Source organism: Bacillus cereus group sp. MG9, from assembly GCF_040459995.1.
GTDB classification, from domain to species: domain Bacteria; phylum Bacillota; class Bacilli; order Bacillales; family Bacillaceae_G; genus Bacillus_A; species Bacillus_A mycoides.
Genome location: NZ_JARVHC010000001.1, coordinates 3,000,990 through 3,018,207, shown reverse-complemented (window position 1 = coordinate 3,018,207; position 17,218 = coordinate 3,000,990). Strand labels below are relative to the sequence as shown.

The window sequence follows — 17,218 nt, the reverse complement described above, 5'->3', positions numbered from 1 at the left end:
ATTAAAAATGATACATAATTCTTGGGATAAGACCTATATTAAAGTCAAAGGGCAGTGGATTTATATGTGTGGTGTATTCGATTCAAATGGGAATACCATTGACTTTTACTTAAGGGAAAAAGGACAAACTTTGCAAGGAAAGAAGTCTGTCAAAAAACAAATCAAGTTAATCAATCAACTATTCGGTCTTATTGCATAGTAATAGATTTCGTTAGGCATATACTGCTATTTCGAATCTACATAGAGCCCATATTACCATTATGATCTTAATACCAATACTATTTGGATCCGTCTTCGGCTCCAAACCCTTATTGTAGAAAGAAAACCACCGGCATTATACCGGTGGTTTTGACTTAGAAAGCAAAGCAAGTACAACCAATACCCCATTTAGTTCCATCTTTTCCTATTACAGTATGAGTGTGTTGATGGAGAGGGTTACTGCAACTATGTAACTTGTGATCATGGGCATCGTGAGAAAGTATAGTGTGGGCTAGGTTAGCACCACCATAACCATAAACTCCCGTCGGTGCCCAATCAGGTGATGCTGGCGGCAATTCAGGTGATAAATTTTTAAATTCATCATTTCCATAAACAACCTGCCCACCCATAATGGTGAGTAATGATTCAAGGTCTTTGATTTCTTCTTCTGGCACAGTAAAATAGTCAGCAGACAATACAGCAATATCAGCAAACTGACCTACTGCAAGGGTTCCCTTTTTACCTTCATCACCAGAGAACCATGCACTTCCTTTTGAATATAATTCCAGGGCTACTTTTCTATCAAGTTTATTTTTTTCATCGTATATCGAAAGACCACCAATGGTTTTTCCGGCAACCATCCAGTAAAGAGCAACCCAAGGATTATAGCTAGAAACCCTGGTTGCATCACTACCGGCACCAACTGGTATACCCAGGTCTAACATACGATAAATCGGAGGAGTACGCTTTGCAGCTTCCTTTCCGTATAAATCAACAAAGTATTCACCTTGAAAAGCCATGCGGTCTTGGATGGCAATACCGCCATTTAAAGCCTTAGCACGTTCCATACTGCGATCTGAGATTGTTTCTGCATGGTCAAACCACCATCGTAGACCATTAAAAGGAATTTCTTTGTTGACTTCCTCAAATACATTTAAGAAACGTGTTATTGACTCGTCATAAGTTGCATGTAAACGAAATGGCCAACGGTTTTCTACCAATAGAGAAATTACTTTCTTTAAGTCAGCTTCCATCATCATAGCTAGTTCGGGCCGTGGCATTTGAAATTTTTCAAAATCGGCTGCCGAGAATACTAACATTTCTCCGGCACCATTCATTTTATACTTATCATTTCCTTGACCTGGAGAAACAATTTTTGCCCATGAAGCAAAGTCTTCATATTCATGATTAGGATTTTGCGTAAATAGATTATAAGCAATACGCAAAGTTAATTGTTCCTTCTCGGCTAAATGTTCAACAACTTTGTAATCATCAGGATAATTTTGGAAACCACCACCTGCGTCAATGGCACTTGTAATACCTAATCTATTTAATTCGCGCATAAAATGGCGAGTTGAATTAATCTGGTCGTCAAAATTAAGTATTGGAGCTTTACCCAAACTTGAATAAAGAATAGAAGCGTTAGGATTCGCAATTAAAAGGCCCGTTGGATTACCTTGTTTATCCCGCTCAATTAAACAGCCTGGAGGGTCTGGGGTATCTTTTGTGTATCCCAGTGCACGCAGCCCAGCACGATTTACAAGTGCTCTATCGTAAAGATGTAGCACAAAGACAGGTGTGTCTTCAGAAACAGCATTAATCTCTTCCAAAGTTGGCAGCCGTCTCTCTTTAAATTGAAATTCAGACCAACCTCCAACTACTCTTACCCACTGAGGAGCAGGTGTACGCCTTGCCTGTTCTTTGAGCATTTCGAGAGCAATGGCAAGTGAAGGGACACCTTCCCATCGTAATTCCATATTATAATGAAGACCGCCACGAATAACGTGTATATGAGAGTCATTCAGGCCTGGAATAGCTCTCTTTCTTTTAAGGTCTATTTTTTTTGTTTTTTCTGTGGCACTATCAAGAAGCTCATCTCCACCTACTGCAGTTATTAAACCATCAGTTATGGCGATAGCAGATACCTCAGGTTGAGAGGGATCAAGGGTAGTAATTTTTCCGTTATATAAGATCATATCCGGTAAATTCATGTTCACACCTCGTCTACTTCCTATTATTTTGTAACCATGGATGAAATAATTTACCGAAAATCGGCATAACTACCCATGATAGCAAGGACACTATACATACAGAAACAAAAAAGGCTGACATAATAGGATTCATATGTTTTATTATAGGTCCTATCACTTTAGGAACTAACATGCTAAGAGGCCATACACCCAGAAGGGTAACAATAGACATTTTCCATTTTGGCGGTGGAACTGGCGTTTTCGGAGTAACAAACCAATAAGCCAAACTGCTTTCAGTTTTGTAAGTTGGATTAGTAGCTTGAAATTGTTCTGCCGTTTTTAACAAATCTCGACGAACATCTGATTCTTGCCAAGCACGTAGATGCTCATACGTATCAAAACGAAAAATAACAGTATACTCCCTGGATTCGTTATTGGGGACTATTAGATTTACGCCTAAATGCCCTGGGAATTTAGTAGCAGCAGCTTCGATTTCATGTCTCCATGTTTCAAACTGTTTTTCTCTACCTTCTTGAATTTCCCATGTAACAATCGTTGTTACTGGATCGCCAGCATCCATCGTGTTCCCTGTATGAGTCTCTCCGACAGCTACTCCTTCTTGTTTCATATTTTCCTGCTTGGAAGCGCGCCATGCACCATAGTATATGCGTATTCTACGCCTTGACCATAAGCACCAGTGTGTTCCTTTACAATTTCCATTACAGCATCATAAGTGTCTTTGCGTGCCCAGTCGCGTTGGTATTCAAGTAAAACTTGAATCGCTGTCACTGGAATTGCACCAGCTTGTTCTACACGAGGCATAGCAGCGTTATGCGCTGTCAAACTAGTACCACCTGAAGCATCATCAACTGCATAAACCTCATATCCAGCTTTAATTGCTTCAAGCACAGGGAATGCAAGGCAAACTTCAGTCCAAAGTGCTGCAAATATTAATTTCTTTCTACCTGTTGCTTTAACTGCCTCAACAAATTTTGGATCTTCCCAAGAGTTCATTGAACTACGTTCTATAATTTCATGGTTTGGGAATATGTCAAGAATTTGTGGCCAAAAATAACCAGAAAAGCTGCGTGTTTCAACTGTAGTAAGAATAGTAGGTACGTTAAAAGTTTTTGCTGATTTAGCAAGCAGCATAACGTTATTAATTAATGTTTGTCTATCAATACTTGCAACACCAAAAGTCATTTGAGGCTGAAAATCAATCAAGATTAAGGCGCTGTTCTCCGGGTTTAACAATTCTAAATTACTCATAATAAAACGCTCCTTTTTTATTATTTAAGATTAAATTTTGAAAGTAATGTATTTTCTGTCAATATAAGCTGTAATCGTAAAAATAAAAGCTTTACTATACTTTTTAATTTAAAAGAGAGTGCTGATTTAATCAGCACTAAATTTATACTATCCATTTTTTTGAAAGTGATTTAAAGCTATTTCTTTGAAATACATTTATGCATTTTGTTTACTAAGATCTCGCTGAGCTCCCATATAGCTTCCAATTATATTTTGATAGCCTGGAAGATTACTAGCAAGCAAATTGCCAAAACCTTCGACATCGTTGCGCCAATCGCGTTGTAATTCGCAAGCTACGCTAAACCAGTTCATAAGTTGCACGCCATTATGTGCCATACGAGTATTGGCACATAATGGCGTGCAACTTGTTTACTGAAAGTTCCTGAAGCATCAGTAACAGCAAATACTTCATATCCAGCTTTTATAGCGGAAAGTGCCGGGAAAGCAACACAAACGTCCGTAACTACGCCCGCGATGATAAGTTGTTTTTTTCCAGTTTCTTCGATTGCTTTTACAAAATCATCATTATCCCATGCGTTAATTTGTCCAGGTCGAGCTATTTTTTGTGAGTGAGGAAAGAGATCAACCAATTCTTGCATTAAAGGTCCGTTAGGTCCGTTTTCAAAGCTTGTTGTTAAAATAACTGGTAAATCAAAAAACTTAGCAGTGTGAGCAAGAGCTAAAACATTGTTCTTGAATTCATCAACACCATAGTCACGTACTAGCCCGGACATAAGACCAGTTTGATGATCTACTAAAAGAACGACAGCATCATCTTTGTTAATACGAGAATAGAGATCAGCCATTATGTATTCCTCCTAAAAATTAAGTAATCGAAGAAAGTTTAAATAGTCGAATATTATCATGATTTTCTTCGTTTGTTACGATTAGTTTGTAACTAAGCTGAACGATAATATTAGTTATAACAGCATTCACAGAATATGAAGCGCTATACAAATTTATAGTATTTGAAAACCGATTCATTAATCAATTCTAAATTATCTATAATTCGGATAGATGGTGACTATAGTTATTTTCACCATAAAATTGATTGGTTTTACCTATACATTCTATAGATAGAACAGTATTGATAGTCACCTATTTTTGTTACTAGAATTGAATATGAGGAATATTCAGCAATTATTTTGTGATGAAAAAGTTATTAGATGGGGAATTGTTCCATAAACAGAGAATGAATTCATTGGAACAATAGAGTTTCATGCTTAGAGTTAACAACATAAACACGCATAAATAGGTTACGAGATTCATCCGGATTATTGAAGAAAAGGATATATATTAAAATATTTTTTGGAGGTAGAAGAATGGCGAAAATTACTGTAGGAACCGAAAATCAAGCACCAATTGAGATATATTATGAGGATCATGGCATAGGAAAACCAGTTGTACTAATTCATGGTTGGCCGTTAAGTGGTCGATCTTGGGAATACCAAGTTCCCGCTCTTGTTGAGGCTGGATACAGAGTTATAACATATGATCGTCGAGGCTTTGGAAAATCATCTCAGCCGTGGGAAGGGTATGAATATGATACCTTTACTTCTGATTTACATCAACTATTAGAACATTTAGAGCTTCAAAATGTCACACTTGTTGGTTTTTCTATGGGTGGAGGCGAGGTAGCTCGGTATATTGGAAAATATGGAACCAATAGAGTAGAGAAGGCTGTATTTGCAGGAGCTGTACCACCATTCCTTTACAAGTCAGCAGATCATCCTGAGGGTGTATTAGATGATGTAGCAATTCAAGGATTTGAAGATGGAGTAAAAAGTGATCGCCTAGCATTCCTTGATGAGTTTACGAAAGGATTTTTTGCTGCTGGAGATCGAACTGACTTAGTTAGTGAACCATTTCGACTTTACAATAGGGATATCGCTGCGGGTGCATCACCTAAAGGAACACTAGATTGTATCGCTGCTTTCAGCAAAACAGACTTCAGAGGCGATTTAGCCAAGGTTAATATACCTACCCTTGTTATTCATGGTGATTCAGATGCAACTGTACCATTTGAATATAGTGGGAAGTTAACACATGAAGCAATTCCTAATTCTAAAGTAGCGTTAATAAAGGGTGGTCCACATGGGCTAAATGCAACGCATGCCAAAGAATTTAATGAAGCACTCCTATTATTTTTAAAGGACTGATTACAACTATATAATTGTTAACCGATAAATTATAAACAAGTAAAAATAAAGCTTTATAAAAGATGCTCTTGGATAAATCCAGGAGTATCTTTTTAAATTAGGAGTAGTGCACCACGGTAATCTTCCATTACGAAATTTCTGTTCATTTTTAAATATTGATATTGAGATATTAAGTTGATAAATACTCATTAGTTTCGAATTGAATATTCTTCTTAACAGCTAAAATTTATTGATTAGAGTTTTTTTAGGTCTCTTAGGTGTATTGCTACATTACTATCAAGATAATATTTTGAATAATCCTCAAAACAAAGAAATGTACATTTTCTTGTTTGTGTAGTGAAGTTTCTTAAGTTGATTGGGGGCCTTTATATCCTAAGTAAAAAATGTAGGCTTAAGCCTACAAATATTCATCTCCCACTTAAAATTGTCGTTTTACACCTTCACATTTTTGAGGAAGGAGTGTTTTGTCAGAAAATAATAAAATCTTATTAATTTTTATAATTAGTAGAATTTTTATAGAAATAATTCTCTTAATATATTAAAATAACATCGTATTATGTCAGATTTTAATTAGGGGAGAGAAATTTTATGTTAAAAAAAATCATTCCAGTTGCTTTAGTATTAAGTACAGTTACTTTTACTAGTGTATTTGCTGCGCCTTCAGCCCAAGCAAGTACAGAACCAAACCGCTACATAGATGTACAAATGCTCGGTATTAACGATTTTCATGGGCAAATAGACACCGTAAAAAAAATTAACAATAAAGATGCAGGGGGAATTGAGTATTTAGGGGCGTATTTACGTGATCGTGAAAAACAAAATCCGAATACATTAAAGGTACATGCTGGCGATGTTGTTGGAGCAAGTACTCCTGTTTCAGCATTATTACAAGACGAACCTACGATTGAATTTCTAAATGATTTGAAATTTGATGTTGGAACCATAGGAAATCATGAATTTGATGAAGGTGTTGAAGAAATGCACCGTCTTATTTATGGTGGATACCATGAGAAAACAGGGAATTTTAAAGGAGCAAAATTCCCATATGTTGCCGCAAATTTCTATAATAAATCCACCGGTCGTCTATTTTTACCACCATTTACTATAAAAAAGGTACAAGGAGTTCCTGTTGGATTTATCGGAGTCGTAACAACAGATGTTCCTAACCTTGTTATGCCTACTATGCTAAAGAATGTAGAAATTACAGATGAAGTTGAAGCTATTAACAAATCCGTAAAGCAATTAAAAAAACTAGGCGTTAAATCTATCGTTGTTCTTGCGCATAACGGAGGTACAACAGATGGGAACGGCGTAACAAATGGTGATATCGTCCGATTAGCAAATGAGACTGATCCAGAAGTCGATGTTATTTTTGGAGGGCATAGCCATACCTATGTAAATGGAACTGTTAATAATAAACTTGTCGTACAAGCAAATTCTTATGGTATGGCTTTTGCTGATGTTGATGTAAAGATTGATCGTAAGACACAAGATATTGTTGAGAAGAAAGCAGAAATTGTTACAACTTACCATGAAGGCATAGAGCCTGATAAAAAAATAAAGAAGAAGATGGAGAAATATCAAGAAAAAATTGCACCTCTTGTCAATGAAGTTGTAGGTAAATCTATTGCTCCACTAGATCGCAAACTAAATATGTCTGGGGAATCTACTCTCGGAAATTTAGTTGCTGATGCCCAGCGTACAACAATGCAATCCCAAATTGCTCTTATGAATCCTGGTGGTATTCGTAATGACTTAGATGCTGGTGATATTACATGGGGAGAGATATATGGTATTCAACCATTCGGAAATCAATTAATAAAAGTAAATTTAACGGGTCAAGACATTCGTGATATTTTAAATCAACAATGGCAAAAAGACATAACAAGAATGCTTCAAATTTCAGGGATCCAATACACTTGGGATGCGAACAAGCCTAATGGAGAAAAAGTAACAAGTATTCGCTTAACAAATGGAGAAGAAATTATTCCTTCTAAAACTTACAGCGTCGTTGCGAACGCATTTTTAGCTTCAGGAGGAGATGGATTTGTGTCCTTTAAAAACGGGAAAGATGCTGAAACAGGACCAACTGATTTTGAAGCATTAGTAGATTATATAAAACAAGCAACAGAACCAATTCAACCTATTATTGATGGAAGAATTCAAAGAATAAATTAGTTTTTTATTAATCTTAAAAACAACTAGATTACCTGTGCGCTATACTTTTTAGTGTGCAGGTAATCTAGTTTTTGTGGATTTGAAATAGAGTCTTACCGTGGCCAATGGATATACCGTCTAGATGCAGAGTGCCGAAAACAATGAAGTAAACAAAAGTCGATATCTTGAACGTACAGGGAGTCCTTTTTTGAAAAAACGGGACATAGCGAACATCAAACAGGCTTAACGATGGATGTTTCTTCAAAAAGTGCAAATAATGAACTAGAGCTATCGTTTGCTAAGACTAAGGAAGGGAAATGGCTGAAAGAAAATGCGCATCGTGCGGGATTTATCATTCGTTATCCGAAGGAAAAAGAAAATATAACTGTTTATGCGTATGAACCTTGGCACATTCGCTATGTAGGGGATGTTGCTGAAAAAATATACAAGGAAAAACTAACTTTAGAAGAATATATGAATAAGAGAAAATAAAGCTGAAGTAGATTAACATATTTTTGTTTATAAAACAGTACGATACTTTATTTTACTAACTTGAACAACTGCCTATCTGAAAATTTGTTAGGCAGTCTTTTTTATTTTTGGGTACAAAGTGAAACGATTTTATTATCTTCACACATATGGGAAATATAAGATGTAAATACATCCCAAACACCAATTAATGTCCCTCGTTATTAGCGATAGGATAGCTACTTAAGGACAAAAAAGAATTCGCCAACTTTTTTGCAAAATGTAATGGGGGCTCTACCGATTGGATATGAATGTACATAATTAAGGGATTCATGTACAGCCAGTGATTATGTAAAGCACTAACAATAATTCCTTGTTGCACAATGGATCTCATAAATGCAGGAATCTCTTCTTGTAGAACAGCGATTTCGCCTAAATTTAATGCATCACCATTTTGATCCAACGATTCAAAACTTACTCCGACGGGGACTACATAGGTACTTGGTTTTCCTTGTACAAGCACTCTAAAATCGCGGTGAAAAGACACCGAACAACCAACATGACTTATTTTACTTTTCCCTTTAAGTATTGTAGCAAATTGTTCACAAATGAAATTAAAGTTGTGCATAAATTCAATTCCTTTCTCGTACAAAATTATGTAATTAGAGATTCGATTAGGGAAAATTGCTGTCTCTCTTAAAGAAGGGAAACACAGATAAACAATCTTTCTTGAAAAAGATTAATGTATCCGATTTATTAAATTTATGATTCATGATAGTCCGTTCGAGATATTGTTATAAAAAATAGATAAAGTATGCAATTATACGCTTTTAGTTTATGTAGGTTAGATAAATATGTGTCTAAATTTGAATGATAAAACTAGAAAAACAATGTTGAGAAAATAACCAATAATATTTTATTTTCTATAAAAAAGCACTACTAAATAGTATTCTTTTTCGAAATAAGTCTTCCTTATTGTAAGTGTATTCCTAATATGGAAATATTTATTTAAATGCAGGGCTTTTTTGAATACTAAAGAATGGGTTCTAAAATACGGTGCTTATTCACGAAGAATTCAGTTGTTTCTCCTTTTATCTATTTACATTTTTGAGTATAGAAAATAGTTCTTATGAATATAGAGGGAAATTCTTTAAGTTTTTCTTAAAAAGATTTTAATAACGGGTATTTTAACCAAAATTTTCATGAAAATACCTTCAAAAAGAACGTTAGTTCGTATATAATAAGAACAAATGTTCTTTTTAGTAGGAGTGACAACCTTGTATGATTATTCTCTTTTACCGAATCGCATTATTTTATGTGTAGATCTTCGTAGCTTTTATGCAAGCGTATCATGCATTAAAAAAGGACTTGATCCACGATATACAAAATTGGCTGTTGTAGGAGATGTAAACCGGAGTGGGTCGATCGTATTGGCAGCAACACCACCATTAAAAGCGTTAGGAATTAAGAAAATGGCAAGGTTGTACGAAATACCGAATCGGCCAGATATTATTATTGTGAATCCAATTATGCATACGTATATGAAATGTTCAACTTACATAACAGGTTTAGCTTTGCAGTATGTTGCGCCGGAAGATTTTCATCAATATAGTATCGATGAATTTTTCATGGATATGACCGCAAGTATTCATTTATTTGCGAGTAGTCCATGCGAGTTTGCCTTAAAGTTCAAGCAAGAAATATATGAACGTACGCGAATTGAAAGCACGATTGGTATCGGTCCAAACTTATTATTGAGTAAAGTAGCAATGGATGTGGAAGCGAAAAAGAATAAAGATGGGATAGCGTATTGGACATATGACGATATACCCGAGAAGTTATGGAGTATTAGACCGCTCAGTAAATTTTGGGGTATATCGTATAAAACTGAAATGAAATTGAACCGAAAAGGTATACATACGATTGGGGATTTAGCGCAGTATCCGTTGAAGTATTTAAAACAATCATTTGGTGTAATAGGGGAAGAATTACATTTACATGGTAATGGGATTGACTTTAGCAGAATAGCAGAGAAATATGTTCCAGCGACAACATCTATAGCGAAAAGCCAAATATTATTTCGTGATTATTCAATTGAAGAGTTCATCGTTATTTTATTAGAGCATATAGAAGAAGTTTGTTACAGATTGAGAAGAGAAAAGAAATGCGCGCAAACGATCCATTTTTCAGTTGGATATAGCAAAGAATATGGAGGAGGAATAAAAAAAGCACATACGTTAAATAGGGCAACAAATTTAACGATGGATATTTACAATGTTTGTACATATTTTTTATACGAGCGTCATACAGGGGAGCCGATTCGATCGATAAGTATTTCGTTAACAAATTTAATAAATGAAGGGGAAGAGCAAATTTCGCTTTTCGATAACATTATACAAAGAGAAAAAGAAATGCGATTAACGAAGGTGATGGACGAAATTCGAACACGATTTGGTAAGAACAGTATTTTACGTGGGATTTCTTACACAAGCGTCGCAACAGCAAGATATAGAAACACATTATTAGGAGGGCACAAATCGTGAAGAATGCTAATATGCCAAAAGGAAGAGGAATGGTAAAGTGGCAACCGTTTGCTAGTATGCCAGAACAGTTCGTCTGTATTAAAGAAATGATACAGGAGCAAACAAAAGTCCCGCGTCCAATTTTAACGCAAGATGCAAAAGAAAGGATTGAAAATAAGCTGTTAATTTCATATTTAGGTGAAGAAGAGGTTTTACTTACATATTATAAAGAGGGCTATCTATATAAAAATTACATAACAGTAGCTGATATAAATCCATTAAATAAGACGATTACTTGTACCGATGCTTTTCATAATCAAAGGATGTTTAAGTTTGGTGATGTAGTTGAAGTGAATTAGAGGGGAGGAATATCTCTTCCTAACTTAATTATATCATGTAAATCACGTTCGAAATAGACTGTTTATTCTTATTTACTACTGCTACAATCAAGAACACATGCACAGTAAGGAGAGATGTTAAATGAGTTCTTTCGTTCTCGATTTTCAGGAAATAGAAAAAACGCAGCTTTCGCTCGTTGGCGGAAAAGGATTGAATTTAGGAGCATTATCAAACATTCAAGGTATACAAGTGCCAGAAGGTTTTTGTGTTACAACGGTAGGGTATGAAAAGGCCATCGAGCAAAATGACGAGCTTCAAACTTTGTTGCAGCAGCTAACAAAGTTGAAAATGGAAGAGCGAGCTCAAATTGGTGGAATTAGTAAGAAGATTAGAGAAGTCATTATGGCAGTAGAAATCCCTTCTGAAGTAGTGGAAGCGGTAGCTCATTATCTCTCACGTTTTGGAAATGAACATGCGTATGCCGTGCGTTCTAGTGCTACGGCTGAAGATTTACCGTATGCCTCATTTGCTGGTCAACAAGATACGTATTTAAATATTATCGGTAAAGAAGCGATTTTGCAGCATGTAAGAAAGTGCTGGGCTTCTTTATTTACAGAGCGAGCAGTTATGTACCGCATGCAAAATGATTTTGAACATAATCAAGTTTCTATATGTGTTGTCGTTCAAAAAATGGTTTTCCCTGAGGCTTCGGGAATTTTATTTACTGCTGATCCGGTTACTTCTAACCGAAAGGTAGTATCAATTGATGCCAGTTTTGGACTTGGTGAGGCATTAGTATCAGGACTGGTCTCTGCCGATAATTATAAAGTAAAAGAAGGCGAAATTACTGGAAAGGTGATAGCAACTAAAAAATTAGCTATTTATGCTTTAAAAAAGGGCGGAACAGAGACGAAACAGATTGAGCCGGCTCAGCAAAAAATTCAAACATTGTCTGAACAACAAATTTTACAACTAGCACAGATCGGAAGACAGATTGAAGCTTATTTTGGTTGTCCGCAAGATATTGAATGGTGTTTAGTGGATGATACATTTTATATTGTCCAAAGTCGCCCGATCACGACTTTATATCCAATACCAGAAGTAAATGATGGGGAAAATCATGTGTATGTATCGGTTGGTCACCAGCAAATGATGACCGATCCTTTGAAGCCATTAGGAATGTCTTTATTCCAGTTAACATCTTTTGGACAGAGGTTTCAAGCTGGAGGAAGGTTGTTTGTTGATGTTGCACAAAGGTTGGCTTCGCCTACTAGTAGGGAACTTTTATTAAATATGATAGGGAATTCGGAACCGCTTATTAAAGATGCATTAACGACTGTAATCGAGCGAGATGATTTTATTACATTGTTACCAGATGATGAAAAAGAAAAGAGCATTCGTAAAAGTGGGCCACCTGTAAGTTCACAACCACAAATCGAAAACAATCCAGCAATCGATACGGATTTAATAAAAATGAATCAAGCATCAATCGAAGAGTTAAAACGAAACATGCAAACGAAATCAGGGGTGAATGTACTTGATTTTATTTTGGAAGATATGCAGCAATTAAAAAAAATATTATTTCATCCGCAAAGTATGGCTGTCATTATGGCAGGTATGGATGCTTCAACATGGATCAATGAAAAAATGGAGCAATGGCTAGGCGAAAAGAATGCAGCAGACACACTTTCTCAATCCGTACAAAATAATATTACGTCTGAAATGGGGCTAGCATTACTAGATGTTGCTGATGTGATTCGGCCATATCCAGAAGTTATTGCGTATTTACAACATGTAGAAAATGATAACTTTTTAGATGAATTAGTTCAATTTAAAGGCGGAGAAAAAGCTCGAGATGCCATTCTAACTTTTCTAAATAAATACGGAATGAGATGCAGCGGAGAAATCGACATTACGAAAACGCGCTGGAGTGAAAAGCCAACAACCATTATCCCAATGATTTTAAATAATATAAGAGACTTTGAAGCTGGCGCTAGTAAACGGAAGTTTGAAGAAGGGTTGCAAGAAGCTTTGAAAAAAGAAGAGGAGTTAGTAGATCGATTGCAGCATTTGCCGGATGGTAAACAAAAAGTAGAAGAGACGAAGCGAATGATTCGTAACATCCGGAATTTTATCGGTTATCGTGAATATCCAAAATATGGTATGATTAATCGCTATTTCATATATAAGCAGGCAATATTGAAAGAAGCCGAGCAACTTGTGCAGAGCGGTGTCATTCATGTAGTCGATGATATATACTATCTAACTTTTGAAGAACTTCACGAAGTCGTCCGCACGAAAAAACTAGATTACGAGCTTATTCATAAACAAAAAAATGATTACAAATTATATGAAAAACTAACGCCTCCACGTGTAATGACGTCTGATGGAGAAATCATTACAGGTAAATATAAACGAGAAAATCTTCCGGCTGACGCGATTGTAGGTTTGCCTGTTTCTTCAGGAGTGATTGAGGGGAGAGCACGCGTTATTTTAAATATGGAAGATGCGAATTTAGAAGATGGAGATATATTAGTTACTGCCTTTACTGACCCTGGATGGACACCATTGTTTGTGTCTATAAAAGGGTTAGTCACCGAAGTTGGCGGACTGATGACACATGGAGCAGTTATTGCACGTGAATATGGATTACCAGCAGTCGTCGGGGTAGAGAATGCTACGAAATTAATAAAAGACGGACAACGAATTCGGGTACATGGAACAGAAGGGTATATTGAAGTGTTGTAATGAAATAAAAGATCATCCGCTATTATAGTGGATGATCTTTTATTATATAGCGGACTTATTTCTTTAAACCAGCCGCATAAAAAGGTCCATGAACTGCGATTGTTGATAAAATACGAGCAATCTCCTCAGGTGTTTCTTTTTGTCCATTATTTAACCATTGTTGAATGACACCTATATGAGCAGATGCCATATAAGAAGCTAAGTATTGGCTTGGGACAAGTAACTTCTCCTTATTAATGAGAGGACCATTCGTATCTTCAAATAGTGTTTTCCACATAAAGTCTTTCAGTTTCGTTTGGAAAGATAAATCTCCTTTTGGGCTTAGTACAGCTTTCATAAAATCACTATTTTCATTTAGAAATTCAAGAATAGAAGCGATAAGTATAAATGGCATTGTTGGGGAAGGGCTTGATCCAAGATCAGCAATAACTTCCGGTAATCTCTGTTTAGCAATGCTAGAAAATTCATACATAATTTCTTCTTGGCATTTTGTCATTAAATCAAATTTATCTTGGTAATGTGTATAAAATGTACCACGATTTATGTTTGCTTTCGTAGTAATATCTTTCACTGTAATGGCGTCAAAACCTTTTTCCTCAATTAATTCCACTAATGCATTTCGTATGGCAGTTTTCGTACGAATAACACGTAAATCTAAATTACTATCGCGCAAAGTATGTCCCTCCTTAATTTTAGCCAACACATTTCAAGGATGTGTCTTATAACCGACACATTCACGATTTTTGATTATTGTATAAGGTTCAACTCGAACATATAATTCAAATATAAATAAACAACACGTTGTTGGTTATTATAAATCAAATTAAAGGAGGAGAAAAGAAAATGTTTAAAAACAAACTTTTATTGTTATCTCCAGTTATTGCACTACTTGTTGTTTTTATTTTTTCATTAACATTATTTCCAACCGTTCAACCTAAGCCGAAAAACTTACCAATGGCAATTGTAAATGAGGATCAAGGAGTAGAAATTTCGAATCAACCGAAGATGAATATGGGGCAAACGATTGTTGATAATATGAAAAAGACATCAAAATCAGAGGAAGAACCTGCGGTAAAGTGGGTAGAAGTGCAAAATAAAGAAGCAGTTCAAAAAGGCTTAAATAATCAAGATTATTATGCAGCATTAGTTATTCCGAAAGACTTTAGCACAAAACAAGCATCATTACGAACACCACAGCCATCTTCGCCAGAGGTAGAAATATTCATCAATCAAGGAATGAATACAGCAGCATCAACTATGGCAGGACAAATGTTAAATGCGATCGTTGATAATATGAACAATACTGTTCGTACACAACTATTAGAAGGATTGAAAGCAAAAGGAGCTACATTAACAGCAGACCAAGTTTCAAATGTAGTAACACCTATTACGAAGAAAGTGACAAATGTGAATGAAATCGGCAAAAATAGTGCGAACGGTAACTCGCCAATGTCTTTATTCCAGCCGTTATGGATTGCAAGTTTAGCGAGCGCAGCAATTATCTTTATTGCGATAAGTAAAACGCAAGTGGGTACAAGAAAAGAGAACTTCGTATTGAAACTAAAACAAATAGTAACAGGAGCAATTGCTACACTTGTAATTGGATTTGGTCTTACATGGATTGCGGATGGAATGGTAGGATTAAATATCCCGAATTTCACGGATACGGCTTTATTCTTATCCATTACTTCTTTTTGTTTCTTCTTAATGATTTCTGCGGTGCTTTCATTAGTTGGACTAAAGGGTATAGGTATATTCGCTCTATTACTTTTCTTTGGGGCACCGCTATTAGCATTAGCGCCTGAAATGATGCCCTCGTTTTATCAAGATTGGATTTACTCTTGGTTACCAATGAGATTCATGATAGAAGGTCTCCGAGAAATATTCTTCTTTGGGAAAGGGTTAACTTGGAATACTCCTCTTACTATACTCGTTTGGATTGGTGTAGTAAGCATGGTTATCATACTTGGAACAGCTTTAAAACGTAGTGCAGTAAAGGGGCATAAAACGGAATTAAATGCTTAAAAATAAAAACCGTTTCACTCGTAGTGAAACGGTTTTTTGTGATGAAATCGATAGGGAAATAATTCAATGATAGATAGGCTTTTTCGATGTTTTAAAGGTGAGTGAAGAACTAGTATTTGCTGTCCCTTTATATATACATGCTCCTACTATTTCAAAATGCATAAAATGTTATGCGAAATAATGGAGGGGATACGATGTATAATTCGAATTATGATGATTGGTATAGACAGAATGATAAGCTAATTAGTGATATTGAAAAAGCTATAAACGGAGAGTATAGCGCTATAAGCTGCTATGCAAAATTAGCTAACATGGCTCCAAATCAAGTAGAACAAAAACAAATTCTTGAAATCCGTAATGATGAAATAAGGCATTTTCATCATTTTGTACAAATCTATACGAATTTAACTGGCAGACAGCCGAAACCACAGATTACGGAAAATTGTCCTAATACGTACTTACAGGGATTAGAGTTCGCTATACAAGATGAGCAAAAGACCGTAGATTTTTACTTGGAAATTTCAGATGAAGCAGCAGATGCATCTATGAAAGAGTTATTGCGCAGAATAGCTGCAGATGAACAAAATCATGCGGTGTGGTTTTTATATTATTTTGTGAAGTCGAAGTGAGTGTTAAAAATGAATGGCTGATGTGCTGAACATATTAGAAATTATTTTAAAACGCAGTGCAATAATTGAATGGAAAACTTAAATATAAGTAGAAAGAAACCGTTTCATAAGTAGTGGGACGGTTTTTTCGCGGTGAAATACAAGTTACATAGGTATCGACAAAATATAGTAGTTGAATTAGGTATATAATGTATGGAATGAAAACGAAAATAAATAAGCTAGGAGCAAACAAATGAAAGAGGAATTACAGTAGATATTCCAAATGAAAATGATAATTTACTTTGGAAAGTGTTAAAGCCGATTGATATTTCTTCATTTGATTGGTGGGTGGGGAGTGAGGAGTCATACTTAGTAGCACGTGGTGGATTGGATGAGGCATTATTTCCAGAAGAACCAAGTATAGTGGAAGGATCAGATTTGAAAAGATTATTTAAAGACAATATATATTATGTTATTTTTGCAGATTTAAAAGCGTATCCAAAAGGAGAGGAAGTAGTAGATATTGAAACATATGAAGAATTTAAAGAGAGTAAGTGTGAATTAGTTTTACTAGTTGCGGATTGTACATACGTCACAGTTTACGCTAAAGACCAAAAAGCAATCAAATCGTTGTATGAAAATGCACAGAATCAAGGTTATTATGTTGAATACGTTACAGACGAAAATGACGGTAGAACGCGTTTATCCGCGTGATA

The 17,218-nt window shown here is 35.6% G+C and carries 14 protein-coding genes and 2 pseudogenes; 10 read left to right on the top strand and 6 right to left on the bottom strand.

Translation table 11 applies throughout. The features are described from left to right. The first annotated feature begins 7 nt into the window (after window positions 1-7). The gene (locus QCI77_RS30945) at window positions 8-199 is read left to right on the top strand and encodes a DDE-type integrase/transposase/recombinase (protein WP_431187148.1); all 192 of its coding nucleotides are present in this window, start codon (window positions 8-10) and stop codon (window positions 197-199) included. A 154-nt stretch (window positions 200-353) separates the two neighbouring features. On the opposite strand, the gene QCI77_RS15515 is transcribed toward QCI77_RS30945, so the two are convergent. The 4 genes and pseudogenes from QCI77_RS15515 to ycaC form a co-directional block, all read right to left on the bottom strand. After that, a complete protein-coding gene (locus tag QCI77_RS15515; protein WP_353825188.1) occupies window positions 354-2,189 on the bottom strand; it encodes an amidohydrolase in 1,836 nt (611 codons plus the stop codon). A 13-nt stretch (window positions 2,190-2,202) separates the two neighbouring features. Continuing rightward, window positions 2,203-2,796 (bottom strand): antibiotic biosynthesis monooxygenase, encoded by a 594-nt coding sequence (locus QCI77_RS15510; RefSeq protein WP_088031536.1) that lies wholly within the window; start codon window positions 2,794-2,796, stop codon window positions 2,203-2,205. Further along, window positions 2,793-3,437, bottom strand: coding sequence for a hydrolase (locus tag QCI77_RS15505; protein WP_353825187.1), 645 nt, complete (start codon window positions 3,435-3,437; stop codon window positions 2,793-2,795). The genes QCI77_RS15510 and QCI77_RS15505 overlap by 4 nt, the downstream gene beginning before the upstream one ends. Window positions 3,438-3,632: 195 nt before the next feature. Beyond that, window positions 3,633-4,282 (bottom strand): annotated as a pseudogene (gene ycaC, locus QCI77_RS15500) (isochorismate family cysteine hydrolase YcaC). Between the two features lie 516 nt (window positions 4,283-4,798). Here ycaC and QCI77_RS15495 point away from each other — a divergent pair. From QCI77_RS15495 to QCI77_RS15485, 3 genes and pseudogenes are all read left to right on the top strand, one after another. Then, window positions 4,799-5,635, top strand: coding sequence for an alpha/beta fold hydrolase (locus QCI77_RS15495; RefSeq protein ID WP_353825186.1), 837 nt, complete (start codon window positions 4,799-4,801; stop codon window positions 5,633-5,635). A 588-nt stretch (window positions 5,636-6,223) separates the two neighbouring features. Then, the gene (locus QCI77_RS15490; RefSeq protein WP_353825185.1) at window positions 6,224-7,813 is read left to right on the top strand and encodes a bifunctional metallophosphatase/5'-nucleotidase; all 1,590 of its coding nucleotides are present in this window, start codon (window positions 6,224-6,226) and stop codon (window positions 7,811-7,813) included. 189 nt (window positions 7,814-8,002) lie between these two features. Further along, a pseudogene (locus QCI77_RS15485) lies at window positions 8,003-8,284 on the top strand (M15 family metallopeptidase); the annotation flags it as partial. A gap of 184 nt (window positions 8,285-8,468) precedes the next feature. On the opposite strand, the gene QCI77_RS15480 reads toward QCI77_RS15485, so the two are convergent. Further along, window positions 8,469-8,888, bottom strand: coding sequence for a DUF1259 domain-containing protein (locus tag QCI77_RS15480; RefSeq protein ID WP_113770538.1), 420 nt, complete (start codon window positions 8,886-8,888; stop codon window positions 8,469-8,471). A 649-nt stretch (window positions 8,889-9,537) separates the two neighbouring features. Here QCI77_RS15480 and QCI77_RS15475 point away from each other — a divergent pair. The 3 genes from QCI77_RS15475 to ppsA all read left to right on the top strand — a co-directional run bounded on the left by QCI77_RS15475 (window position 9,538) and on the right by ppsA (window position 13,869). After that, entirely contained in the window at window positions 9,538-10,803 is a 1,266-nt protein-coding gene (locus QCI77_RS15475) for a Y-family DNA polymerase (protein ID WP_113770537.1), read from the top strand. After that, complete coding sequence (locus tag QCI77_RS15470) at window positions 10,800-11,141, top strand: YolD-like family protein (RefSeq protein WP_353825184.1); 342 nt, start codon at window positions 10,800-10,802, stop codon at window positions 11,139-11,141. Before QCI77_RS15475 ends, QCI77_RS15470 begins: the two co-directional genes overlap by 4 nt. Window positions 11,142-11,262: 121 nt before the next feature. After that, window positions 11,263-13,869 (top strand): phosphoenolpyruvate synthase, encoded by a 2,607-nt coding sequence (gene ppsA / locus QCI77_RS15465; protein ID WP_353825183.1) that lies wholly within the window; start codon window positions 11,263-11,265, stop codon window positions 13,867-13,869. Between the two features lie 55 nt (window positions 13,870-13,924). Here ppsA and QCI77_RS15460 read toward each other — a convergent pair whose 3' ends face one another. Then, window positions 13,925-14,542: a TetR/AcrR family transcriptional regulator gene (locus tag QCI77_RS15460; RefSeq protein WP_353825182.1), complete on the bottom strand. Its 618-nt coding sequence runs from the start codon at window positions 14,540-14,542 to the stop codon at window positions 13,925-13,927. Window positions 14,543-14,712: 170 nt separating this feature from the next. On the opposite strand from QCI77_RS15460, the gene QCI77_RS15455 reads away from it, so the two are divergent. The 3 genes from QCI77_RS15455 to QCI77_RS15445 all read left to right on the top strand — a co-directional run bounded on the left by QCI77_RS15455 (window position 14,713) and on the right by QCI77_RS15445 (window position 17,216). After that, window positions 14,713-15,894 (top strand): YhgE/Pip domain-containing protein, encoded by a 1,182-nt coding sequence (locus tag QCI77_RS15455; protein WP_353825181.1) that lies wholly within the window; start codon window positions 14,713-14,715, stop codon window positions 15,892-15,894. Between the two features lie 194 nt (window positions 15,895-16,088). Next, the gene (locus tag QCI77_RS15450; RefSeq protein ID WP_002142369.1) at window positions 16,089-16,523 is read left to right on the top strand and encodes a ferritin-like domain-containing protein; all 435 of its coding nucleotides are present in this window, start codon (window positions 16,089-16,091) and stop codon (window positions 16,521-16,523) included. Window positions 16,524-16,766: 243 nt separating this feature from the next. Continuing rightward, entirely contained in the window at window positions 16,767-17,216 is a 450-nt protein-coding gene (locus tag QCI77_RS15445; protein ID WP_113770530.1) for a DUF2691 family protein, read from the top strand. Window positions 17,217-17,218: the final 2 nt, after the last annotated feature.

Excerpts from the sequence above, each read along its gene's own strand:
- QCI77_RS30945 (WP_431187148.1), top strand. The coding sequence starts at position 8 with ATGATACATAATTCTTGGGATAAGACCTATATTAAAGTCAAAGGGCAG.
- QCI77_RS15515 (WP_353825188.1), bottom strand. The coding sequence starts at position 2,189 with ATGAATTTACCGGATATGATCTTATATAACGGAAAAATTACTACCCTT.
- QCI77_RS15510 (WP_088031536.1), bottom strand. The coding sequence starts at position 2,796 with ATGAAACAAGAAGGAGTAGCTGTCGGAGAGACTCATACAGGGAACACG.
- QCI77_RS15505 (WP_353825187.1), bottom strand. The coding sequence starts at position 3,437 with ATGAGTAATTTAGAATTGTTAAACCCGGAGAACAGCGCCTTAATCTTG.
- QCI77_RS15495 (WP_353825186.1), top strand. The coding sequence starts at position 4,799 with ATGGCGAAAATTACTGTAGGAACCGAAAATCAAGCACCAATTGAGATA.
- QCI77_RS15490 (WP_353825185.1), top strand. The coding sequence starts at position 6,224 with ATGTTAAAAAAAATCATTCCAGTTGCTTTAGTATTAAGTACAGTTACT.
- QCI77_RS15480 (WP_113770538.1), bottom strand. The coding sequence starts at position 8,888 with ATGCACAACTTTAATTTCATTTGTGAACAATTTGCTACAATACTTAAA.
- ppsA (WP_353825183.1), top strand. The coding sequence starts at position 11,263 with ATGAGTTCTTTCGTTCTCGATTTTCAGGAAATAGAAAAAACGCAGCTT.
- QCI77_RS15455 (WP_353825181.1), top strand. The coding sequence starts at position 14,713 with ATGTTTAAAAACAAACTTTTATTGTTATCTCCAGTTATTGCACTACTT.
- QCI77_RS15450 (WP_002142369.1), top strand. The coding sequence starts at position 16,089 with ATGTATAATTCGAATTATGATGATTGGTATAGACAGAATGATAAGCTA.